This window comes from Bacillus sp. WC2503 (genome assembly GCF_052682895.1).
In genome coordinates this window covers 3,719,020-3,741,348 of sequence record NZ_JBQYMD010000001.1, presented here as the reverse complement: position 1 = coordinate 3,741,348, position 22,329 = coordinate 3,719,020, and the positions used below count along the sequence as shown (strand labels likewise).

Sequence of the window (22,329 nt, the reverse complement as noted above, 5' to 3'; positions counted from 1 at the left end):
TGTACGGAATAAAGTATTTCTTTATTATTGGATAGTTGTTTTATAATTCGTTGTTTGTACTGAAAAGATTGAATTTGAAGGAAGGGATCAACATGTCTTCATGGCTCAATAATACAAATGGATATTGTGGGTGTAATAATCAAAATGGTGTACATGTTGATTCATGTTGTTTTAGTTGCGATGGGACAGTACCTAAGCTTGATCCAACAGGTCCAACGGGGGCAACAGGTTCAACAGGAGCAACGGGAGCAACCGGTGATACAGGCCCAACAGGAGCAACGGGAGCGACAGGGATAACAGGAGCAACGGGTCCAACAGGAGCGATAGGAATAACAGGAGCAACAGGTCCAACGGGGGCAACAGGAGCAACAGGAGCAACAGGAGCGACAGGAGCAACGGGGGCAACAGGAGCGACAGGTTCAACAGGAGCAACGGGTCCGACGGGAGTAACAGGTTCAACAGGAGCAATGGGTCCGACGGGAGTAACAGGTTCAACAGGTTCAACAGGAGCAACGGGAGCAACCGGTGATACAGGCTCAACAGGAGCAACGGGAGCGACAGGGATAACAGGAGCAACAGGAGCAACCGGCACAAGTATAACGGCAACATACGCATTTGCAAATAATACGTCGGGTACAGCAATATCGGTATTACTTGGTGGAACAAATGTCCCGCTTCCAAACAATCAGAATATCGGTCCAGGTATTACAGTGTCTGGGGGGAACACAGTATTTACGGCTGCAAATGCAGGGAATTATTATATTTCATATTCGATTAATATAACGGCTTCATTATTAGTCAGTTCGCGAATTACAATTAATGGGGCACCGCTTGCTGGGACGATCAATTCCCCTGCATTAGCAACCACATCGTTTAGTGCAACAATTATTACGACTCTTGCGGTGGGGAGTGCAATTAGTTTGCAATTATTTGGCTTGTTAGCTGTTGCGACGTTATCAACGACTACTCCAGGAGCGGTATTAACAATTATAAGACTAAGTTAAATAATAACTCTCTTACTCTTTTAAGAGTAAGAGAGTTTGTACATATAATAAGAAGTTAATGAGGTAAAGCATAGTTATATAAAAGTCAGAATATTATGATTGTAACGTTGTTATGACTATAATATAATGAAAACAACCATCATGAATGAACATTCATTTATTTTTTATGTATTTGAAGGGGGAATGAAGGTGGAAAAACCTTGGTTGAAAAGTTATCCAGAGGAAATTCCTAGTACTATTTCTTATGATATTCAGCCACTTCATGGATATTTAGAGAAAATAGCTTCTCGTTATCCAGAAAAGAAAGCGCTTCATTTTTTAGGTAAAGATGTTACATTTTCAGATTTCCATGACAAGGTAAAGAAGTTTGCGAATTATCTGCAAAGGCTTGGTGTTGAAAAGGGAGATAGAGTTGCGATTATGTTGCCGAATTGTCCGCAATCTGTAATCGGTTATTATGGTACTTTGCTTGCGGGGGGGATTGTCGTACAAACGAATCCTCTTTATACAGAAAGAGAGCTTGAGTACCAACTTCATGACTCTGGGGCAAAAGTCATTCTTTGCCTTGATTTAGTGTTTCCGAGAGTTACTAATGTTCAAAATGCCACAAAGCTGGAGCACATTATCGTAACTCGTATTGCAGATTTCTTACCATTCCCTAAAAATTTACTTTATCCATTTGTACAAAAAAAGCAGGCGAATCTTGTTGTGAATGTGTCGGAAAGCGAAACGATTCATCTATGGAAATCAGTAGAAAGGGAAAGTACTGCTGATGTTGAGGTTCCCTGTGATCCTGAAAATGATCTAGCTCTTTTGCAGTATACGGGGGGAACGACAGGATTTCCAAAAGGGGTTATGCTGACGCATAAAAACCTCGTTTCGAACACTTTAATGGGAGCACATTGGTTATATAATTGTAAAGAGGGAGAAGAAGTGATCCTTGGTGTCCTTCCGTTTTTTCATGTATACGGAATGACAGCTGTAATGAATTTAAGTATTATGCAAGGGTATAAAATGGTGCTTATTCCGAAGTTTGATATGAAAATGGTTTTTGAAGCAATTAAAAAACATAAAGTTACACTATTTCCAGGAGCGCCGACCATTTATATTGCTCTATTAAATAGCCCTCTTTTAAAAGAATATGATATTTCTTCTATTCAGGCTTGTATTAGTGGCTCTGCACCGCTTCCTGTAGAAGTACAGGAGGAGTTTGAGAGCGTTACAGGTGGTAAACTGGTAGAAGGTTATGGATTAACGGAGTCATCACCCGTTACACATGGGAATTTCTTGTGGGAAAAACGTGTGCCAGGAAGTATTGGGGTACCGTGGCCAGATACGGAGTCAATCATCATGTCACTTGAAACAGGAGAGGCATTACCTCCAGGTGAAATCGGTGAAATAGTTGTTAAAGGCCCACAAATTATGAAAGGGTATTGGAATAAGCCAGAAGAAACGGCGGCTGTATTGCAAGATGGCTGGCTTCATACAGGTGATGTAGGATACATGGATGAGGATGGCTTTTTCTATGTGAAAGATCGTAAGAAAGATATGATTGTTGCTAGCGGTTTTAACGTATATCCTCGTGAAGTAGAAGAAGTGTTATATGAACACGAAAAGGTGCAAGAAGTAGTGACGATCGGTGTTCCTGATCCGTACAGAGGGGAAACTGTAAAAGCATTTGTTGTTTTGAAAGAAGGCGCTGAATGTTCTGAAGAGGAATTAGATCAGTTTGCACGTAAATATTTAGCGGCTTATAAAGTACCGAAAGTATACGAGTTTAGAGATGAATTGCCGAAAACGACAGTAGGGAAAATTTTGCGCCGCGTCCTAATAGATGAAGAGAAGAGAAAGAATGAGGATGAGCAAACGGGCTAAGGCCCTTTCTTTTTGAAAAAATAGGATTGACACTTTTCTAAATAGTCAGTATTATAAGAATATGAATGACTATTCATTCAGTCATCTTCTTGAAGGGGACAGTAAAGTGAAGAAAAATAGACCGAAATACAATCAAATTATTGATGCGGCAGTCATTGTGATTGCAGAGAATGGATACCATCAAGCGCAAGTTTCTAAAATTGCAAAGCAAGCTGGGGTAGCTGATGGCACGATTTATTTATATTTTAAAAATAAAGAAGATATATTAATATCCTTATTCCAAGAGAAGATGGGAGAATTTGTTGAAACAATTCGTCAAAAAACAGCAGGAATTGAAAGCGCTGTAGCGAAGTTATTCATGTTGGTAGAAACGCACTTCTTGCTGTTATCACAAAATGATCCTCTTGCTATCGTTACGCAATTAGAGCTAAGACAGTCCAATCAAGACTTGCGCCTTAAAATAAATGAAGTATTAAAAGGCTACTTACAAGTTATGGATGAAATTTTAGAGACAGGTATAAAGCAAGGTGAGTTTCAGGCGGACTTAAATGTTCGTGTGGCAAGACAAATGATCTTTGGAACAGTAGATGAAGTTGTGACCAATTGGGTAATGAGCGATCATAAGTATGATCTGGTCGCACTTTCAAAAACGGTACATGGGCTACTTATTGCGGCTTGTGGTTATCGTCAATAATGGGAGGGATCATGTTGAAATTCCTATCTGTAAGAGTTGAAGACCATATTGCGGTGGCGACGTTAAATCACGGGCCAGCGAATGCGATGTCTTCACAAGTTATGCATGACGTTACTGAGTTAATTGATCAAGTGGAGAAGGATGATAACATTCGTGTTGTTGTTATTCACGGTGAAGGGCGCTTCTTCTCAGCTGGAGCAGATATTAAAGAATTTACATCTGTTACTGAAGCGAAGCAAGCGACAGAATTAGCACAGCTTGGACAAGTTACATTTGAGCGTGTTGAAAAATGTTCAAAACCAGTTATCGCGGCAATTCATGGAGCGGCACTTGGCGGCGGCCTTGAGTTTGCTATGTCTTGCCACATGCGCTTTGTAACTGAAAGTGCAAAACTTGGTTTACCTGAATTAACACTTGGATTAATTCCTGGTTTTGCAGGTACACAGCGCTTACCACGTTATGTTGGGAAAGCGAAAGCTTGTGAAATGATGTTAACGAGTACACCAATTACTGGTGCAGAAGCATTAAAATGGGGACTTGTTAACGGAGTGTTTTCTGAAGAAACACTTTTAGACGATACACTTAAAGTTGCAAAACAAATTGCTGGAAAAAGTCTAGCAACAACTCGTGCTGTGTTAGAGTTATTGCAAACGACAAAATCGTCTCATTATTACGAAGGTGTACAGCGCGAAGCTCAAATCTTCGGTGAAGTATTTACGAGTGAAGATGGAAGAGAAGGTGTAGCAGCGTTTTTAGAAAAACGTAAGCCTTCGTTTAGTGGTAGGTAGTTCAATTATTTTTTTAATATAAATTAACAGAACTTTAAAATTGATAGAATCTTTCTGAAAAAATAAGGGGGTAAATGGAATGAACATCTACGTACTCATGAAACGAACATTTGATACAGAAGAAAAAATCGTAATTAAAAACGGTGCAATTTACGATGGCGAAGCGGAATTCATCATCAACCCTTACGATGAATATGCGATTGAAGAAGCAATTCAAGTAAGAGACGCACAAGGTGGAGAAGTTACTGTCGTAACAGTTGGTGGCGAAGATAGTGAGAAAGAACTTCGTACAGCATTAGCGATGGGCTGTGATAAAGCGGTATTAATTAATATTGAAGATGATGTTGAAAATGGCGATCAGTTTACAACAGCAAAAGTACTTGCTGAATATTTAAAAGATAAAGATGCAGATTTAATTTTAGGCGGAAACGTTGCGATTGACGGTGCATCTGGACAAGTTGGTCCACGCGTAGCTGAAGCGCTAAATATTCCGTACGTAACGACAATTACAAAACTTGAGATTGATGGTACAAACGTGAAGATTGAGCGTGACGTTGAAGGTGATACAGAAGTTATTGAAACGTCATTACCAGTTTTAGTAACAGCACAACAAGGTTTAAACGAACCGCGTTATCCATCGCTTCCGGGTATTATGAAAGCGAAGAAAAAGCCACTGGAAGAAGTAGAATTAGATGATTTAGATTTAGAAGAAGATGATGTGGAAGCAAAGACAAAAACAATTGAAATCTATTTGCCTCCTAAGAAAGATGCAGGAAAAGTGTTACAAGGCGAGCTGCAAGATCAAGTAAAAGAACTTGTATCGTTGCTCCATACAGAAGCGAAAGTAATCTAATAAAATACGAAATTATATATGCAGGAGGGAAAATCTATGGCTCGTAAAGTATTAGTAATGGGTGAAGTTCGTGACGGATCGCTACGTAACGTTTCGTTTGAAGCGGTAGCAGCAGCAAAAACAATTGCAGAAGGCGGTGAAGTGGTAGGTCTTCTAGTTGGAGACAGCGTTGCCTCTTTTGCAAATGAATTGATTCATTACGGTGCAGATCGCGTTGTGACAGTTGAAAATGATAAATTAAAATCATATACATCTGATGGTTACGCACAAGCGTTTTTAGCTGTATATGCTGAAGAAAAGCCAGAAGGTATCGTATTTGGACATACAGCACTTGGTAAAGATTTATCACCAAAATTAGCAGCGAAGCTTGAAGCTGGTCTAATTTCTGACGTAACTGCTTTAGAAGTTGAAGGTGGAAATGTTATCTTCACTCGCCCGATTTACTCTGGTAAAGCGTTTGAGAAGAAGATTGTAACAGATGGTATCTTATTTGCGACAGTGCGTCCAAATAACATTGCAACTCTTGAAAAAGACGAGTCTCGCACAGGTGACGTGTCTTCTATTACAGTAGATGTGAAAGATTTACGTACAATTATTCAAGATGTTGTCCGTAAAACTGCAGAAGGCGTTGATCTTTCAGAAGCGAAAGTTATTATCGCTGGCGGACGTGGTGTGAAGAGTGAAGATGGATTTAAGCCATTAAAAGAGTTAGCTGATGTACTAGGCGGCGCTGTTGGAGCATCTCGTGGTGCTTGTGACGCTGAGTATTGCGATTACTCATTACAAATTGGTCAAACGGGTAAAGTCGTTACGCCAGATCTATACATTGCATGCGGTATTTCTGGTGCGATTCAGCATTTAGCTGGTATGTCTAACTCAAAAATAATCGTTGCAATTAATAAAGATCCAGAAGCAAGTATTTTCAAAGTAGCTGACTATGGTATTGTTGGTGACTTATTCGAAGTTTTACCTCTTTTAACAGAAGAGTTTAAAAAGTTAAAAGTACATTCATGATTTGAGTACCCTTGAGTTCCAAGTGAAGTACCCCTATATATAGAAAAAGGTGAGGGATCCCCTGTCCCTCACCTTTTTAGTATTTCATCCATATTTTTATATAGTATAAAGGAACATTTTTTTGTTACAATACATAACGATACATATTATTCGCCACGTATATAAGTTAATGATATACTCTTGGTAGAATATACTTGAAGGAGGAAATAAAATGGCAATTATAAACGCAAATGACCAAAGCTTCGCAGCTGAAACTAGCGAAGGTGTTGTATTATTAGATTTCTGGGCACCTTGGTGTGGACCTTGTAAAATGATCGCTCCTGTATTAGAGGAAATCGATTCAGAATTAGGTGAAAAAGTAAAAGTAGTAAAAGTAGACGTTGATGAAAACCAAGAAACTGCTCGTCAATTTGAAGTAATGAGCATTCCAGCTCTTTTCGTATTAAAAGACGGTAAAGTAGTTGATCAAGCGTTAGGTTACAAACCGAAAGAAGCGTTAGTAGAATTAGTTTCTAAACACTTCTAAAAGAAAGAAGCTACCATTTGGTAGCTTTTTTTATTTTCCTTTTTTAAACCTTTCCGTTACAATAAAAGAACGTATGTTGGGTGTTTTGTCATTGTATGTTTTTATTTTGAATTTGCAATGATAAGCATGTAGAAATGGAGGTAGGCGAGTGCACGAACATTTGAAAGAGAAATTGGCTATTTTACCAGATCAACCTGGTTGTTATTTAATGAAAGATAAGCAAGGAACGGTTATATATGTCGGGAAGGCAAAAGTGTTAAAAAATCGTGTGCGCTCGTACTTTACTGGTTCGCATGATGGGAAAACACTTCGGCTTGTAGGAGAAATTGTAGATTTTGAATATATCGTAACCTCTTCAAATTTGGAGGCTCTTATTTTAGAGTTAAATTTAATAAAAAAGTATGATCCAAAATATAATATTCAATTAAAAGATGATAAAACATATCCTTTTATTAAAATTACCGCTGAAAAACAGCCGCGCTTACTCATTACGCGTAACGTAAAAAAGGATAAAGGAAAGTATTTTGGCCCTTATCCGAATGCACAATCAGCTCATGAAACGAAAAAACTATTAGATCGCATGTATCCGCTTCGCAAATGCTCAAACATGCCCGATAAAGTGTGTTTATATTATCATATGGGCCAATGTTTAGCACCTTGTGTGAAAGAAGTGACGGAAGAACAAAATAAAGAAATTGTGGATGAAATTATTAAGTTTTTAAATGGTGGACATAAAGAAATTCGTTCAGAATTAGAAATAAAGATGTATGAGGCTTCAGAGAAACTAGAATTTGAACGTGCGAAAGAATTGCGAGATCAAATTGCTCATATAGATGCAATTATGGAAAAACAAAAGATGATTATGAGTGACTTAGTGGACCGTGATGTATTTGGATATGCAGTTGATAAAGGATGGATGTGCGTTCAAGTTTTCTTCGTTCGAAAAGGAAAGCTAATTGAACGTGATGTTTCTATGTTTCCAATCTATGATGAACCAGAAGAGGGGTTTTTAACGTTTATCGGTCAATTTTATGAAAACAGCAGTCATTTTAAACCGAAAGAAATTGTTGTTCCAGGAAGTATAGACTCAGAATTAGTAGAGCGCTTTTTAGAAGTTGAAGCGACGCAGCCGAAACGTGGTAAGAAAAAAGATCTTGTAGAATTAGCAAATAAAAATGCGAAAATTGCACTTGAAGAGAAATTCTACTTAATTGAACGTGATGAAGAGCGAACGATTAAAGCTGTAGATCAGTTAGGAAAGCAGCTCGGGATTGAAACACCGTATCGTATTGAAGCGTTTGATAACTCAAATATTCAAGGAACAAATCCCGTTTCTGCAATGATTGCTTTTATCGATGGGAAACCAGCGAAGAAAGAGTACAGGAAATATAAAATTAAAACGGTTCAAGGACCAGATGATTATGAGTCTATGAGAGAAGTTGTGAGGCGCCGTTATACAAGGGCGCTTAAAGAGAATTTACCATTAACAGATTTAATCATTATTGACGGGGGAAAAGGTCATCTGGCAGCTGTAAGTGATGTTCTAGAAAATGAGCTTGGGTTATATATTCCGATGGCAGGCCTTGTAAAAGATGACAAACATAAAACATCCCATTTAATTATTGGGGATCCACCTGAACCGGTGATACTTGAGAGGAATAGCCAAGAATTTTATTTATTGCAGCGCATTCAAGATGAAGTGCATCGATTTGCGATTACATTCCATCGTCAATTACACGGGAAATCTGTCATTCAATCAGCACTGGACGATATTCCAGGAATCGGTGATAAACGGAAAAAGGTATTGTTAAAACATTTTGGTTCATTAAAGAAGATGAAAGAAGCTTCTGTAGCAGAATTTGTCGAAGCGGGTATGCCGAAAAATGTCGCAGAAACAATTTATACGTATTTAACAGATAAGAAGACGTTGTAGTTTACAACGTCTTCTGTTTTTTGGTATAATTTCTGAAGATTTAAAATAAACGCATCTGAATGAAAATACAAAAAAGTCAACTAAACTTATATGTCTAGTTGACTGTAGGTAAGGCTACACTTCAATGAGATCTTTTATATCCCATTTCACAAGAAATGTAATAGAGTCTGAACGTTTTTTCTTTTCTTCGTATGACTCTGCTACGACGTTTCGTTGCTTCTGAATTTGCTCAGCAATGAATCCAGCTTCTAATTGATAAGAAGAATGTCTGTTTTGTTTTTGACGTTCAGCAATGAGAGTGCCTTTAAGTTGGAACTGCATTTCACGACGTTTATGCTCAATAATACTTAAAGTGCCCCAACCAGCTTTTTCAAAGAACTGAATGACTTCTTCAATTGTTTCTAGCGGATATTTTCTTGCAAGGTTTCTACCGGACCAGTATAAAATACCATCTAAATCGTTACCAATTAAATCAGGTAGTAATTCTTCACGTAGCAATTCATAAGCGAAGGCGTTCAATGAAACATCTTCTAAAGATGTTATATCGATTGTATTTTTGCTCACAATATTCCCCTCTTTCTATAGGGCTTATTATATAACATTTCTCATTTATAAAAACAGATTTTTCTTTAGGAAAATCTGAATATATAAGAAGAAAAAAAGAATTGGCAAATTATATGCAAATTATGTATACGTTTTCTTGACGCTTCGACAAAAATAGGAGTAAAATGAACTTGGTATCAAATTATGCTGAAATATTTCGAATAATTTTTTCAGTTTTTCTTATGCCAATAGTGAAAAAACATTATTGTTGTAAATTAATCTGAAAACAGCAGTCAAACATTCAAGGGGGTAATGGGGACATGAAAGGCCGCGAGTATACGTTTCGTAAGTGGCACTCATTAATGGGGGTCATCCCGGTTGGTGTCTTTTTGACGCAACATCTAATTGTAAACAACTTTGCAACAAGAGGAGCAGAGGCTTTTAACAAAGCTGCAGGCTTTATGGAGCTCCTTCCATTCCGGTATGCGCTAGAAATTTTCATCATCTTTTTACCTATACTGTACCATGCTATATATGGCTTATATATTGCATTTACAGCTAAGAACAATGCGGTATCTTACGGTTATTTCCGTAACTGGATGTTCGTCTTCCAACGAATTTCAGGTATCGTTACGCTGATCTTCATTTCTTGGCATGTCTGGGAAACTCGTATTCAAGCAATGTTAGGTAAAGAGGTAAACTACGATATGATGGCAGATATTTTAAACAATCCAGCTATGTTTGCATTCTATTTAGTTGGTGTTGTTTCAACAATTTTCCACTTTGCAAATGGACTATGGACATTCTGCATTAGCTGGGGAATTACAGTGTCTCCACGTTCACAAAGAATCTCTACTTATGTAACATTAGCTATTTTCTTAGGTCTATCTTATGTAGGTGTGAGTGCATTATTAGCGTTCATCGATCCACAGCTAGCAAACCAGTAAGGAGTGGGAGAGCATGAAAGGGAAACTTATAGTAGTCGGCGGTGGCTTGGCTGGCTTAATGGCAACGATTAAAGCGGCAGAAGCAGGAGTAAATGTTGAACTGTTTTCATTAGTACCAGTAAAACGTTCACATTCTGTATGTGCTCAGGGCGGAATTAACGGTGCCGTAAATACGAAAGGTGAAGGGGATTCTCCATGGATCCACTTTGACGATACAATTTATGGTGGGGATTTCTTAGCGAACCAACCACCAGTTAAAGCAATGTGTGAAGCAGCACCTGGTATTATTCATTTAATGGACCGTATGGGTGTTATGTTCAACCGTACGGAAGAAGGACTTCTTGATTTCCGTCGTTTTGGTGGAACACAACATCACCGTACAGCATTTGCTGGTGCAACAACTGGACAGCAATTACTATACGCATTAGATGAGCAAGTACGTCGTCACGAAGTAGCAGGACTTGTAACGAAATATGAAGGTTGGGATTTCTTACGAGCTGTTGTTGATGATGAAGGTGTGTGCCGAGGAATCGTTGCACAAGACTTACAAACTATGGAGATTAAAAGTTTCCAAGCTGATGCCGTGATTATGGCAACAGGGGGCCCTGGTATCATCTTTGGAAAATCAACTAACTCTATTATCAATACAGGTACAGCAGCGTCTGCTGTATATCAACAAGGTGCATATTATGCGAACGGTGAGTTTATTCAAATCCATCCAACGGCAATTCCTGGAGACGATAAGTTACGTCTTATGAGTGAATCTGCACGTGGTGAAGGTGGGCGTGTTTGGACATATAAAGATGGTAAGCCATGGTACTTCTTAGAAGAGAAATATCCTGCTTACGGAAACCTTGTACCTCGTGATATTGCAACGCGTGAAATCTTTGATGTTTGCGTAGAGCAAAAACTAGGTATTAACGGTGAAAACATGGTGTACCTAGATCTTTCTCATAAAGATCCGAAAGAACTAGATATTAAACTTGGTGGAATTATTGAAATCTATGAGAAGTTTACAGGAGATGATCCTCGTAAACTACCAATGAAAATCTTCCCAGCGGTTCACTATTCAATGGGCGGGCTATGGGTTGATTATAAGCAAATGACAAGCATTCCAGGTTTATTTGCAGCAGGTGAGTGCGATTATTCTATGCACGGTGGTAACCGCCTTGGTGCGAACTCACTATTATCAGCAATTTACGGTGGTATGGTAGCAGGACCGAACGCAATTGAGTATATGAAAGGTCTTTCTAAATCATCTGATGCTGTTTCTTCTAGTGTATATGAGCAAAATGAATTAATCGAAACAGAGAAATTTAACAATATTTTAACGCTTGATGGTAACGAAAATGCATATGTTCTTCACAAAGAGCTGGGAGAATGGATGACAGATAACGTTACAGTAGTTCGTGAAAATAAAAAGTTATTAGAAACAGATGCAAAAATTGAAGAGTTAATGGCGCGTTACAAACGCATTAACATTAACGATACAGCAAGATGGAGTAACCAGGGTGCTTCATTTACACGTCAACTTGCAAATATGTTTGAGCTAGCTCGTGTTATTACAATTGGGGCATATAACCGTAATGAAAGCCGCGGAGCGCATTACAAACCGGAATTCCCAAATCGTGATGATGCAAACTTCTTAAAAACTACAATGGCAAAATTTGAGGGAGAAGGAAATGCACCAGCATTCCATTACGAAGAAGTGGATGTTTCATTAATTAAACCACGTAAACGTGACTATTCTTCAAAACATGATGTAGCTGCTAAGGGTGAAGAGAAGGGGGATAAGCAACATGTCTGAGAAAACAATCCGCCTCATCATTACGAGACAAGATGGACCAGATGCACAAGAGTTTGACCAAGAGTTTGAAATTCCATATCGTCCAAATATGAATATTATTTCGGCACTTATGGAAATTCGCCGTAATCCTGTTGATTCAAAAGGGAACCAAACAACTCCGATTGCATGGGATATGAACTGTTTAGAGGAAGTATGTGGCGCTTGCTCGATGGTTATTAACGGAAAACCACGTCAATCATGTACAGCGCTTATTGATCAATTAGAACAGCCAATTCGCTTAAAACCGATGAAGACATTCCCGGTTGTACGTGATTTACAAGTTGACCGTAGTCGTATGTTTAACGCATTAAAACGCGTTAAGGCTTGGATTCCAATCGATGGTACGTATGACCTAGGTCCAGGACCAAGAATGCCGGAGAAGAAACGTCAATGGGCTTATGAGCTTTCAAAATGTATGACATGTGGTGTTTGCTTAGAATCATGTCCAAACGTAAACAGTAAATCTGACTTTATTGGACCAGCACCGTTATCACAAGCTCGTTTATTCAACTCGCATCCAACAGGTGAAATGCACAAAGCAGATCGCTTACGTGCAATTATGGGAGATGGAGGGCTTGCAAACTGTGGTAACTCTCAAAACTGTGTGCAATCATGTCCGAAAGGTATTCCATTAACAACTTCAATCGCAGCATTAAACCGTGATACAACAATTCAATCGTTCAAAGATTTCTTTGGTAGCGATAATAACTATTAATAAATATGCCTCTTCATTTGAAGGGGCAATATTTATAAGATTATTTTTCAGTTTATTCTGTATATTAGTAATTGAAAAGGAGAGAAAACGATGAAGAGAATTTCTTATATTGAAGACTTTAAGAAATGGGAAAGTGGTTTTTCGTTTTACAATCCTGTAAAAGTTCGTTTCGGTGAAGTAGATATGTTTGGACATGTAAATAATGTCATTGCTTTTACATATTTTGAAGAAGCACGTATCGCATTGTTTAAAGAACTTGGATTTATGCAAGAATGGACAAATGAATCATCAGAAACGATGATCGTTGTTGCAGATTTACAATGTAATTTCATCAAACAAATATATTTTGATGAGCAGTTGAAAGTATATGTAAAGGCAGAAACAGTTGGGAATTCTTCTTTAGATTTGCACTATATGGTCAAAAATGCAGAAGGGGAAGTTTGTTTAGTTGGACGCGGTATGATGGTACAAGCATCGAAAAAAACAGGAAGAGGCGAGCCATGGCCTGAAGAATGGAAGATGAAATTACTAAAATAATAGAAGAGAATACAAAAATAAGAGAGCGAATCGCTCTCTTATTTTTTATCCTTCATTGCCTCTTCTAATGTTAGATGGTGTTTATATATGTATGTGGCATATGGATTACCAACGTAGCGTAAGTGCCATGGTTCGTATGCGTACTCTGTTGTTTCTGTTTTATCTTCTAAATAACGAATGACAAATCCAAACTCATGGGCGTGTTTTGCAACCCATTTCCCTTCTGTTGTCTCGCCAAAGATTGGTTCTAATTGGAATTTAGCAGATTTTGAGCTAATATCCATTGCTAGACCAGTTTGATGCTCACTTGTTCCTGGAATTGCACTTACCGAATTAGCCTCAGTTTTTCCTTGGCGCTTAATATAGGTATTATGTAATGACTGTTGACGTTTGTAAGAACGGTAACCTGAAACTGCTGTAAGTTCTATCCCCTCGTTTTTCGCTGCTTGGAACATTTTCTCAAGCGCATCTGCAGCATCTTTACGAAGTAATGTTTTCTCTTTATCTTTTGGACTAGTAAATGGTACGTTCGGTTTCTTTAAATCTTCTGGAATATACCCATCTGGTAATTTACGATGTTTATTGACTAATACAAGAGCAGAATCCGGATTTGTTACAACGGAAAAATTATCATCTAGTTTTTTTTCATTATGATCAGCTTTTGGAAAAGCAGGAATCTCTTCTTTTGGATGATTACTATGTTTTTGACTTTCGACAGCTTTCGCCCCATTTTGTAATGGTGATTCAGAACTGAAATAAGCGAAAGATGTGATACCGATTACAATAGTAGCGGCAGAAATAATTATTATTTTTTTCATGATGCCTTGTAATCACAGTCCTTTCTTAATAAAATATGTATTGTTTTTATTATAAGTTTAGTTTGTTGAAAAAGAAATATAAGAGCCGTAACGTAATGAAAATGCAAAGAAAATGTCAGAAAATGTGTGAAATTGTAGTATTTTTTCATATAATTCATTTCTTATCTTTCATGAATTGAATTTTTTATGTAATATATATACATAAGAAGATGTAGCGATTATCGAGAATAAAGAACTTCTTGTATAGACTAGGAGTGAATGAGAATGGATTTTGCAACAATTATTGGACTCATTTTAGGATTTGTAGCGGTAGTAGTAGGGATGGTCGTCAAGGGCGCTGACGTAACAGCCTTATTGAATCCTGCCGCAGCATTAATTATTTTCATCGGTACATTTGCCGCAGTTTGTATTGCATTTCCGATGAATCAACTAAAAAGGGTTCCAAAATTATTTAAAGTTCTTTTTGGTTCAAATAAAAAGGATTTAAGTTACGAACAGTTGCTAGAATTATTTGTTCATTGGACATCTGAAAGTAGAAAATACGGTATTTTGTCTTTAGAGCAACAATTAGACAAAATTCAAGATGAATTTCTTTTACGTGGTATGAAATTTGTGATTGATGGCGTATCCGCAGAAGATTTAGAGCAGATTTTAGAAGCTGAATTAGAAGCAATTGAAGAAAGGCATGCAAAAGGAGCGGCGATTTTTTCACAAGCTGGTACGTATGCACCGACATTAGGGGTTTTAGGTGCTGTTATTGGTCTTGTAGCTGCGCTTGGTAATTTAACTGATATTGACAAGTTAGGACATGCTATTTCAGGTGCGTTTATTGCAACGATTTTTGGTATTTTTTCAGGTTATGTACTATGGCATCCATTTGCAAATAAGTTAAAGCAAAAATCTGCAGCTGAAATCGAGAAAAAACGTTTAATTATTGATTGTTTATTAATGTTACAAGAAGGTACATATCCGTTTATTATGAAGAACCGTATTTTAGGTGCACTTTCTGCAACTGAGCGTAAAAAGCTAGAAATAGGAGCAGAAAAAAATGCGGAGTAAAAAAAATAGAAGAGGTAAAAAGAAAAAACATGATGAGCATATCGATGAAACGTGGTTAATTCCGTATTCTGATATGTTAACGTTGTTATTTGCATTATTCATCGTATTATTCGCAATGAGTAGTATAGATGCTGCGAAGTTTAAACAGATGGCAGTAGCTTTTCGGAGTGAACTAGCAGGTGGAACAGGAAATAAAGAGTTTTTAAGTGACCAGAAGCCGAATGAAGAGAAAGAGTTGTCAGCAAATAGTTTAGAATCTGAGCAGATTAAAAAGAATGCTGAGGCTGAAGTAAAGCAGCAAGAAATGAATGAATTAAAAGCGGTACAAAAAGGTATTGATAAATATATTGAGGAAAAGCAATTATCGTCTTCTTTTAAAACCGATTTAACTGAAAAAGGATTAATGGTAACAATATTAGAAAATGTACTATTCGACTCGGGGAAAGCAGATGTGAAATTAGAATCGTTAGGGATTGCAAAAGAGATGTCTAACCTGCTTGTTTCCGCATCACCTCGTGAGATTACAGTATCTGGTCATACAGATACTGTTCCTATCGCAAATGCTCAGTTTGCATCAAACTGGGAGTTAAGTACACAGCGTGCCGTTAATTTTATGCAGGTATTACTTCAAAATAAAGATTTGCAACCAGGAAAATTTAGTGCAATTGGTTATGGAGAATACCGTTCGATTGCACAAAATGATACACCGGAAGGAAAAGCAAAAAATAGACGTGTAGAAGTGTTTATTTTACCTTTAACGAGAAATATGCAATAAAGAAAGAGGATGGCAAATGCCATCCTCTTTTATTTTGCTTCAAATGATTTTAAGTTGTCACGACGGACTTTATCTTTTTCCGTATCTGATTTTTTGAAATCATAGTCATACAAAGCGCCTTCCCAATCACCGTACATTGGATTAGGGAAAATGATGAATTTCTCACCAAATTGTGCTTTTGAATCTGCAACTGTTTGATTGCGATCTTTTACCGATTTACCATCAAAACCAGTGAAATCAGATAAGTTATCACCGAAGAATAAGACAATATCATGTGTTTGAGAAACGAGTTCACGGCGTTTCTCTTTCCCTTTTTCTTTCGGATCTTGTAATAATATATGTTCTTTCGTTGCTTGAGGAGCACCTACGCGCTCAAGATTTTTAATAGTTGCATCTAGTTGGTTCGTTTTACGATTTGAGATGTAGTAAATATCTACACCTTTAGACTCTGTATATTTTAAGAAATCAATTGCGCCTGGAAGGGCTTCAGCTTCAGCCTTATTAATCCAATCATCCCATTTGTAAGGATAGCCTTTTCCTGTCTTTACACTCATTGCTTGATGAGGACTGTTGTCTAAAACAGTTTCATCTAAATCAAGTACGATAGCAGGTTTTTTTGCTGTCCCTTTTGCAAGAGCTGCATCCAGCTTCAATTGACCGATATTGTACCCTTGGTAGTAAAGTGCTTTCGTTTCGCCAGCTGTTTGATACCATAAATCAGCCATTAATTGCTGTTCTGTTAATTTTACTTTTTCTTCTTTGGCCGCTGTTTTCTCTGTCGTTCCTGAACATGCTACAAGCGATGTAGATAGAACCGCTACAGATAATAAAGTGGTAATGCCCCTCTTCATCTTCATATGTATCCTCCTTGATGTTAGAAAATCATCTTATATTATATATTAAAATATAAAAATTTTTTATGAACATTTGCATATTGTCTTTTGTATATATAGTAGTGTGTCCTATATTAGAAAGATGAGCAAAATAATGATAGTCATTTTGACAGGTTTTATTGTCGTAATGACAATTATAATTGACAAATAAACCTTTATTATTTACAATTTTAACTAAATAGAACAAATGATGGATTAAAGGTAATGTTATATATAAGAGGATGAAGCGTAGTGCTATATTTTATCCTAAATAAACATAATCTTTGAAAGAGAGTACGAATGATAATAAAGGGGAGGCTTTATACTTTGAGTTTACAAATTCAAAACTTAACGAAACTATTTGGGGAATCAAAAGCAGTTAACGGTTTGCAAATTTCGTTACCAAAAGGTGAAGTGCTAGGATTACTTGGACGAAATGGTGCAGGGAAAACAACTACAATCAAAATGCTTCTCGGATTATTAACGCCTAATGAAGGCTCTATTACATGGGATGGAAAATCATTTGGGACTAGTGGGGTAACGATTGGTTATTTACCAGAAGAAAGAGGTTTATATACAAAAAGTAGAGTAATAGACCAGCTACGATATTTTGGTAGATTAGAAGGAATGACGAAAAAAGAAGTAGATCTTGCCATTGACCACTGGTTAGAGCGATTAGCAATTCCAGAATACAAATTTAAAACGGCAGGAGAGCTTTCAAAAGGGAATCAGCAAAAAATTCAATTAATTGCTGCTCTTCTTCATAATCCTGAACTTCTCATCTTAGATGAACCGTTTAGCGGACTTGACCCAGTCAATGCTGGGATGTTAGCTAGCATTATTGAAGAACAAGTACAGAGCGGGAAGACAATTATTTTATCCAGTCATCGTATGGAACAAGTAGAAGCTTTTTGCCAACATGTATGTATTTTGAAAAAAGGCGAAGCAGTTGTCAAAGGACAGTTAAGTGATATTAAGAAAGAATATGGTTTCCGTAATTTAACGATTGAAGATACAGCAGAGAATGAAAAGGGATTAGAAGCTATACATGTTTCATATGAAAAACAACAAGGCCTTCTTTATATAAAAGTACAAGACGATGCAGAAGCTCTAAAGATTTTACAACAATTGCAAGAACAAGGTGTTACCTTGCGCCAATTTAAAATGTTAGAGCCGACGTTAAATGAAATCTTTGTAGAGAGGGCGAAATAACGATGCGTAAATTTTCTCATGTATTTTCATTTTATTTTAGAGAAGCGTTTTTATCTAAAAAATCATTAATTACGAGTGCTATATTATTTTTAGTTGTATTTGGGATTTTTGCATTTAATCATTTTACTTCAGGGAATGATAAAAGTAAGGATAAAGATAAAATTGCAGTTGTAACAGAAAGTTCCACATACAACGTACAAAAAGAAGAGTTAACTAAGCTATTACCATCAGCAAAAATAACGGTTGGTTCAAAAGCAGATTTTGATAAACTGCATAAACAAGTAGAAGACGGTGAGCTGGATGGCTTGTTTCATGTAATAGAAAAGAATGGAGCTCCAGAGGTTACGTATATGTATAATGGATTTCCTAGCCAAGCAACTTCTGCAATCATGGCAAGTTATTTCAAACAACAATATACAATGGTGACAATTGCAAAGCATAATGTTTCACCAAAAATTGCACAGCAATTGCAAACTGAAATTTCAGTGAAACAAGAAGCAATAAAAGATCGCTCTTCTTCTTTCGGAATTGCCTATTTCTTTACATTTGCTTTATATATGTTTATTGTCGCGTTCGGAAATACAATTGCAATGAATATTGCATCAGAAAAGGCGTCACGTGTAATGGAAGTCATGCTGCCGAAAGTAAAACCGCTTACGATGATGTATGCGAAAATATTAGCAGTTGTTTCAACAGCTTTATTACAACTGGTCATATTAGCGTGCGGTTATCTTATTCCTTATTTGTTAGGGTGGGTCGATTTAGAAAACGCCTCATTATTTGGAATTCCAATTGACTTTACAAAATTAGATGCAAAAGTTATAAGTATGTTCCTTGTTTATTTCATTACGGGATATTTACTTTATGCGATGATGTACGCTGCAGCTGGCGCTGTTGTTTCTAAGACGGAGGATTTACAAGCTGTATCTTTCCCGATAATGATTTTAATTATGGCTGCATTCTTCATTAGTATTAAATCATTAAGTGATCCGAATAGTACTATCGTTGTTGTAAGTTCTTACGTTCCGTTCTTTACACCGATGGTTACCTTCTCACGTATTGTAGCCGGTGAAGCAGGCATGTTAGAAATTACGATAACATTAGTAGTCTTATTGGCGACGATTGGTATATTAAACGCTGTTACAAGTCGTATCTATGTAAATGGTGTAATGAATTACTCAGACAAAGTGAAATTTAAAGATTTAGCAAAATTTATTAAGCGTCAATAATGAGAGAAAAGCATGATTTTCTATTGAAATCATGCTTTTTCTTTATGTATAAATTAAAAATAGTATATAATAGTAAGAGTTGTCTTTTAATAGAATGAATACAAAGGAGGGTGTGCAGATGGGAATTAGTAGTCGTTTTACAGTAGGTGTTCATATGTTGACTTTACTTGCGATAGATCGAAACTCTCGCTGTACCTCTGAATGGATTGCTGGTAGTGTGAATACAAATCCAGTTGTGATTCGTCGCATTACAGGAATGTTGAAGAGAGCAGGACTTGTTGATGTACAAGCCGGTAAAGGTGGTACGACACTTGCTCGTGATTTAGAAGAAATTACATTACTTGATGTATATAAAGCAGTGGAAGTTGTAGAAGAAGGACATCTATTTTCCTTCCATGAAAATCCCAACATTGAATGTCCAGTAGGAGCTAATATTCAATCAGTATTAGAAATTATTTTAATGCAAGCGCAAGAAGCGATGGAAAACGTACTTGCAAATGTAACGGTAGAGCAATTAGTTACAAATTTAAAGTCTAAAATAAAAGAATAAAAAAGCGAGCTTCCTCATAATGAGGGCTCGCCTTTTTTTATTCAGAAATATTGAAAATTCTATTTTTCAGTATTTAAAATGAATTTACCTACGATAGCTGCTACGATACCACCAAGAATTGGTGCTACGATGAATACCCATAGTTGAGAAAGTGCTTCTCCACCAACAAATAAAGCTGGTGCGATACTACGAGCAGGGTTAACAGATGTTCCAGTTAAAGGAATTCCTAATAAGTGAATTAAAACTAATGTGAAACCAATTACTAGTCCCGCTAAAGAAGAACTTCCTTTTTTACCTGTTACAGCCATGATAACTAAAATAAATACGAAAGTTAAAACGAACTCAACTAAAAATGCTCCAGATAAACCAAGAGTTCCGAAACCATTTTGTCCTAAATTATCTAAAGGTGTTTTAGCAGAGCGTAAAATCGTTACTAACGTTGCAGTTCCTAATAAACCACCTAAAATTTGAGCTAATACATAATAACAAAGTTCCATAGCGTTCATTCTTTTGTTAATGAACATAGCTACCGATACTGCTGGGTTAATGTGACATCCAGAAATTGTTCCAATGCTATATGCCATAGCTACAATAGATAGACCGAAAGCCATAGCGATTCCTAATGTTCCAATTCCTTCAATTCCGCCGCCAGTGACAGCTACTCCAGTTCCGAATAATACAAGTACAAATGTACCAATAAATTCAGCGATTGCTTTTTTTAACATAATTTACCTCCTATTAATGCGCATGAAACGTATTATAACATAGGTTTTCGTATAAACAGCCAATGAAATACTATTCTGATAAGGCGAAATAGGGGGACAATAAAAAAGATATGGTTCTATGAAGAAGAACCATATCTTTTGTTATGCTGACTTTTTCTGTTTAATGACTGGAACAGAACGGTTTAAAATACTATTTGCAACCATTCCTAACATAATAATAATCATTCCAAATAGGGAAAGGCCACCAGGGAATGAACCGTTCAAGAACACAATTTCACCAAGTACTGTAAAGACCATCGTTCCAGCTTGTGTTGCTTCAACGGCACCAAGTAAAGCGAGGTTGTCTTTTGCTAAGTCAGTGGCAAAGAAAAATGTCATCGTCGCAATGACGCCGGAACATAAAGCTAACAAAAATCCTTGCAGCATTTGGCTGGATGTTGGAATACCAGTAGTAGAAAATCCGTATATACCAAGTAAAATTGTAATAGGAAGACTGCCTATTGCCATTCCTAATACACGCTGGAATGTATCAAGACGTCCCCCCACAAGTTCCATCATTTTTCGGTTGCCGAACGGATATAAAAAAGCAGCTAATACGACAGGTAAAAACCCTGAAATGAACTGAGTTATTGTAATGTGTCCAGCTGCAGTTGTTTGCATACAAATTACACCTAGTAAAATAAATAATGCTACATATAAACTACGAAGCGGAATTTTTCCGCGTACAAGTTTTGTACCTGACTTCGTTTCTATTTTTACGAAAAATAGTGGTGATAAAAGTAAACCTGCTAATATCGTAACTTGCCAAGTTCCGGCAACGAGCCAAGCCGGAGAGAAGACAGCTGCGAAACTTAATAAAGAATAGAAACCAATCCCTGCAACGGAACCCCATCCGATCCATGCGAATGGATGTTTTTTTAACTCTGCCCATAACCCACCTAAGTTTTTGCGAAATAAAACGATAAGGAATAAAATAGGGAGAGCGAATAAAAAGCGGAAGTAAGCTGTCCAAGCCCAGCTCGTTCCAGATACATTCATTGCTCTATTAATAATAAAAGTTGCAGAAAAAAAGGCTGATGATAAGAGGCCTAATAATATTGCACGCATGAAATATAACACTCCTTTTGGAAATAAATAATTATGTATAGTATAATATACTTTAAGATAATAAAAGTAAACTATTTTATACTTTGAGGTGGTTTTATAGATGAAAGAACATGAAGATATGCAAACGAAAGAAGTCATTCAGCAAGTAGGTCAGCTATTAAGACAAATTCGAAATGAACAAAAATTAAGTTTAGAAGAATTAGCCCAAAAAACAGGAGTTAGTAAATTAACATTAGGGAAAATTGAGAGAGGTGAAACGAATCCAACGTTAGCTGTCATTTGGAAAATAACGAAAGGGTTATCGATACCTTTATCGAGATTAATGGTTGTTGGAGAACCTGTAGCTGTTGCGCGCTGCGGAGAAGGATTTGCAGTAGATGTAGGACAAGCATGGCATTTAGAAACGATGTTCCGTTACACGAAAGAAACAGGGATGGAAATGCACCGTGCTTGTTTAAGAGCGAATAGTATATATGAACCGGAAGCTCATCATGAAGGTGCTATTGAGCTTGTAACGGTAATGAAAGGGAAAGTATCCATTCAAGTGGAGAATGATGTATACGAATTAAACGAGTTTGACTCCATTCAATTTGAAGCGAATAAGAAACATAGCTATAAAAATGAAGACGATGAAGTGGCTGTATTACATTTAACGATGAAATACTCTTCATGAAAAAATCACCTATAGAATTCTATAGGTGATTTTT

23 protein-coding genes are annotated in these 22,329 nt (G+C 36.9%); 18 read left to right on the top strand and 5 right to left on the bottom strand.

The window, feature by feature from the left end:
* Positions 1-92 precede the first annotated feature (92 nt).
* The 8 genes from ACUN26_RS19185 to uvrC all read left to right on the top strand — a co-directional run bounded on the left by ACUN26_RS19185 (position 93) and on the right by uvrC (position 8,687).
* Positions 93-1,004: a BclA C-terminal domain-containing protein gene (locus ACUN26_RS19185; protein ID WP_000100314.1), complete on the top strand. Its 912-nt coding sequence runs from the start codon at positions 93-95 to the stop codon at positions 1,002-1,004.
* A gap of 189 nt (positions 1,005-1,193) precedes the next feature.
* Entirely contained in the window at positions 1,194-2,879 is a 1,686-nt protein-coding gene (locus ACUN26_RS19180; protein ID WP_000414725.1) for a long-chain-fatty-acid--CoA ligase, read from the top strand.
* 106 nt (positions 2,880-2,985) lie between these two features.
* Complete coding sequence (locus tag ACUN26_RS19175) at positions 2,986-3,573, top strand: TetR/AcrR family transcriptional regulator (RefSeq protein WP_000742218.1); 588 nt, start codon at positions 2,986-2,988, stop codon at positions 3,571-3,573.
* 11 nt (positions 3,574-3,584) lie between these two features.
* The gene (locus tag ACUN26_RS19170) at positions 3,585-4,361 is read left to right on the top strand and encodes an enoyl-CoA hydratase (protein WP_000911298.1); all 777 of its coding nucleotides are present in this window, start codon (positions 3,585-3,587) and stop codon (positions 4,359-4,361) included.
* Positions 4,362-4,440: 79 nt separating this feature from the next.
* Entirely contained in the window at positions 4,441-5,214 is a 774-nt protein-coding gene (etfB, locus tag ACUN26_RS19165) for an electron transfer flavoprotein subunit beta (RefSeq protein ID WP_001029031.1), read from the top strand.
* Positions 5,215-5,250: 36 nt separating this feature from the next.
* A complete protein-coding gene (gene etfA / locus ACUN26_RS19160) occupies positions 5,251-6,228 on the top strand; it encodes an electron transfer flavoprotein subunit alpha (RefSeq protein WP_000101960.1) in 978 nt (325 codons plus the stop codon).
* Positions 6,229-6,439: 211 nt separating this feature from the next.
* Positions 6,440-6,754: a thioredoxin gene (trxA, locus tag ACUN26_RS19155; RefSeq protein WP_000974757.1), complete on the top strand. Its 315-nt coding sequence runs from the start codon at positions 6,440-6,442 to the stop codon at positions 6,752-6,754.
* 148 nt (positions 6,755-6,902) lie between these two features.
* Entirely contained in the window at positions 6,903-8,687 is a 1,785-nt protein-coding gene (uvrC, locus tag ACUN26_RS19150; protein WP_000544283.1) for an excinuclease ABC subunit C, read from the top strand.
* 114 nt (positions 8,688-8,801) lie between these two features.
* On the opposite strand, the gene ACUN26_RS19145 is transcribed toward uvrC, so the two are convergent.
* A complete protein-coding gene (locus ACUN26_RS19145; RefSeq protein WP_000042215.1) occupies positions 8,802-9,251 on the bottom strand; it encodes a YslB family protein in 450 nt (149 codons plus the stop codon).
* Positions 9,252-9,550: 299 nt separating this feature from the next.
* Here ACUN26_RS19145 and sdhC point away from each other — a divergent pair, with 299 nt between their 5' ends.
* From sdhC to ACUN26_RS19125, 4 genes are all read left to right on the top strand, one after another.
* A complete protein-coding gene (gene sdhC / locus ACUN26_RS19140; protein WP_000678354.1) occupies positions 9,551-10,177 on the top strand; it encodes a succinate dehydrogenase cytochrome B558 in 627 nt (208 codons plus the stop codon).
* A 13-nt stretch (positions 10,178-10,190) separates the two neighbouring features.
* On the top strand, positions 10,191-11,984 hold the full coding sequence (gene sdhA, locus ACUN26_RS19135; RefSeq protein WP_000676745.1) for a succinate dehydrogenase flavoprotein subunit: 1,794 nt from the start codon (positions 10,191-10,193) through the stop codon (positions 11,982-11,984).
* Entirely contained in the window at positions 11,977-12,738 is a 762-nt protein-coding gene (gene sdhB / locus ACUN26_RS19130; protein ID WP_001291830.1) for a succinate dehydrogenase iron-sulfur subunit, read from the top strand. Before sdhA ends, sdhB begins: the two co-directional genes overlap by 8 nt.
* 90 nt (positions 12,739-12,828) lie before the next feature.
* Positions 12,829-13,275: an acyl-CoA thioesterase gene (locus tag ACUN26_RS19125; protein WP_000822752.1), complete on the top strand. Its 447-nt coding sequence runs from the start codon at positions 12,829-12,831 to the stop codon at positions 13,273-13,275.
* Positions 13,276-13,313: 38 nt separating this feature from the next.
* Here the strand turns inward: ACUN26_RS19125 and ACUN26_RS19120 are convergent, their stop codons facing one another.
* The gene (locus ACUN26_RS19120; RefSeq protein WP_000720189.1) at positions 13,314-14,093 is read right to left on the bottom strand and encodes a M15 family metallopeptidase; all 780 of its coding nucleotides are present in this window, start codon (positions 14,091-14,093) and stop codon (positions 13,314-13,316) included.
* A gap of 264 nt (positions 14,094-14,357) precedes the next feature.
* Between ACUN26_RS19120 and motA the strand changes: the two genes are divergently transcribed.
* Both motA and motB read left to right on the top strand, forming a co-directional pair.
* A complete protein-coding gene (motA, locus tag ACUN26_RS19115) occupies positions 14,358-15,152 on the top strand; it encodes a flagellar motor stator protein MotA (protein ID WP_000344856.1) in 795 nt (264 codons plus the stop codon).
* On the top strand, positions 15,142-15,927 hold the full coding sequence (gene motB / locus ACUN26_RS19110) for a flagellar motor protein MotB (protein WP_001256739.1): 786 nt from the start codon (positions 15,142-15,144) through the stop codon (positions 15,925-15,927). Before motA ends, motB begins: the two co-directional genes overlap by 11 nt.
* 29 nt (positions 15,928-15,956) lie before the next feature.
* On the opposite strand, the gene ACUN26_RS19105 is transcribed toward motB, so the two are convergent.
* On the bottom strand, positions 15,957-16,784 hold the full coding sequence (locus tag ACUN26_RS19105; RefSeq protein WP_000782780.1) for a 5'-nucleotidase, lipoprotein e(P4) family: 828 nt from the start codon (positions 16,782-16,784) through the stop codon (positions 15,957-15,959).
* Positions 16,785-17,126: 342 nt separating this feature from the next.
* Between ACUN26_RS19105 and ACUN26_RS19100 the strand changes: the two genes are divergently transcribed.
* The 3 genes from ACUN26_RS19100 to ACUN26_RS19090 all read left to right on the top strand — a co-directional run bounded on the left by ACUN26_RS19100 (position 17,127) and on the right by ACUN26_RS19090 (position 19,790).
* Complete coding sequence (locus ACUN26_RS19100) at positions 17,127-18,011, top strand: ABC transporter ATP-binding protein (protein WP_000058105.1); 885 nt, start codon at positions 17,127-17,129, stop codon at positions 18,009-18,011.
* Positions 18,012-18,013: 2 nt separating this feature from the next.
* Positions 18,014-19,240, top strand: a complete 1,227-nt coding sequence (locus tag ACUN26_RS19095) for an ABC transporter permease (protein ID WP_001224994.1) — start codon at positions 18,014-18,016, stop codon at positions 19,238-19,240.
* Between the two features lie 118 nt (positions 19,241-19,358).
* Positions 19,359-19,790 carry an Rrf2 family transcriptional regulator gene (locus ACUN26_RS19090; protein WP_000512996.1) on the top strand — a complete coding sequence of 144 codons (432 nt, stop codon included), beginning with the start codon at positions 19,359-19,361 and terminating at the stop codon, positions 19,788-19,790.
* Between the two features lie 59 nt (positions 19,791-19,849).
* Here ACUN26_RS19090 and ACUN26_RS19085 read toward each other — a convergent pair whose 3' ends face one another.
* Positions 19,850-20,515 (bottom strand): aquaporin, encoded by a 666-nt coding sequence (locus ACUN26_RS19085; RefSeq protein ID WP_000913214.1) that lies wholly within the window; start codon positions 20,513-20,515, stop codon positions 19,850-19,852.
* A gap of 141 nt (positions 20,516-20,656) precedes the next feature.
* A complete protein-coding gene (locus ACUN26_RS19080) occupies positions 20,657-21,622 on the bottom strand; it encodes a DMT family transporter (RefSeq protein ID WP_001201663.1) in 966 nt (321 codons plus the stop codon).
* Between the two features lie 100 nt (positions 21,623-21,722).
* On the opposite strand from ACUN26_RS19080, the gene ACUN26_RS19075 reads away from it, so the two are divergent.
* Positions 21,723-22,295 (top strand): helix-turn-helix domain-containing protein, encoded by a 573-nt coding sequence (locus ACUN26_RS19075; protein ID WP_000658047.1) that lies wholly within the window; start codon positions 21,723-21,725, stop codon positions 22,293-22,295.
* The last annotated feature ends 34 nt before the right edge of the window (positions 22,296-22,329 follow it).

What these genes read in the sequence shown, in the direction of transcription:
- ACUN26_RS19185 (WP_000100314.1), top strand. Translation starts at nt 93, where the DNA reads ATGTCTTCATGGCTCAATAATACAAATGGATATTGTGGGTGTAATAAT.
- ACUN26_RS19170 (WP_000911298.1), top strand. Translation starts at nt 3,585, where the DNA reads ATGTTGAAATTCCTATCTGTAAGAGTTGAAGACCATATTGCGGTGGCG.
- etfB (WP_001029031.1), top strand. Translation starts at nt 4,441, where the DNA reads ATGAACATCTACGTACTCATGAAACGAACATTTGATACAGAAGAAAAA.
- etfA (WP_000101960.1), top strand. Translation starts at nt 5,251, where the DNA reads ATGGCTCGTAAAGTATTAGTAATGGGTGAAGTTCGTGACGGATCGCTA.
- trxA (WP_000974757.1), top strand. Translation starts at nt 6,440, where the DNA reads ATGGCAATTATAAACGCAAATGACCAAAGCTTCGCAGCTGAAACTAGC.
- sdhC (WP_000678354.1), top strand. Translation starts at nt 9,551, where the DNA reads ATGAAAGGCCGCGAGTATACGTTTCGTAAGTGGCACTCATTAATGGGG.
- sdhA (WP_000676745.1), top strand. Translation starts at nt 10,191, where the DNA reads ATGAAAGGGAAACTTATAGTAGTCGGCGGTGGCTTGGCTGGCTTAATG.
- sdhB (WP_001291830.1), top strand. Translation starts at nt 11,977, where the DNA reads ATGTCTGAGAAAACAATCCGCCTCATCATTACGAGACAAGATGGACCA.
- ACUN26_RS19125 (WP_000822752.1), top strand. Translation starts at nt 12,829, where the DNA reads ATGAAGAGAATTTCTTATATTGAAGACTTTAAGAAATGGGAAAGTGGT.
- ACUN26_RS19120 (WP_000720189.1), bottom strand. Translation starts at nt 14,093, where the DNA reads ATGAAAAAAATAATAATTATTTCTGCCGCTACTATTGTAATCGGTATC.
- motA (WP_000344856.1), top strand. Translation starts at nt 14,358, where the DNA reads ATGGATTTTGCAACAATTATTGGACTCATTTTAGGATTTGTAGCGGTA.
- motB (WP_001256739.1), top strand. Translation starts at nt 15,142, where the DNA reads ATGCGGAGTAAAAAAAATAGAAGAGGTAAAAAGAAAAAACATGATGAG.
- ACUN26_RS19105 (WP_000782780.1), bottom strand. Translation starts at nt 16,784, where the DNA reads ATGAAGATGAAGAGGGGCATTACCACTTTATTATCTGTAGCGGTTCTA.
- ACUN26_RS19095 (WP_001224994.1), top strand. Translation starts at nt 18,014, where the DNA reads ATGCGTAAATTTTCTCATGTATTTTCATTTTATTTTAGAGAAGCGTTT.
- ACUN26_RS19090 (WP_000512996.1), top strand. Translation starts at nt 19,359, where the DNA reads ATGGGAATTAGTAGTCGTTTTACAGTAGGTGTTCATATGTTGACTTTA.
- ACUN26_RS19085 (WP_000913214.1), bottom strand. Translation starts at nt 20,515, where the DNA reads ATGTTAAAAAAAGCAATCGCTGAATTTATTGGTACATTTGTACTTGTA.
- ACUN26_RS19080 (WP_001201663.1), bottom strand. Translation starts at nt 21,622, where the DNA reads ATGCGTGCAATATTATTAGGCCTCTTATCATCAGCCTTTTTTTCTGCA.
- ACUN26_RS19075 (WP_000658047.1), top strand. Translation starts at nt 21,723, where the DNA reads ATGAAAGAACATGAAGATATGCAAACGAAAGAAGTCATTCAGCAAGTA.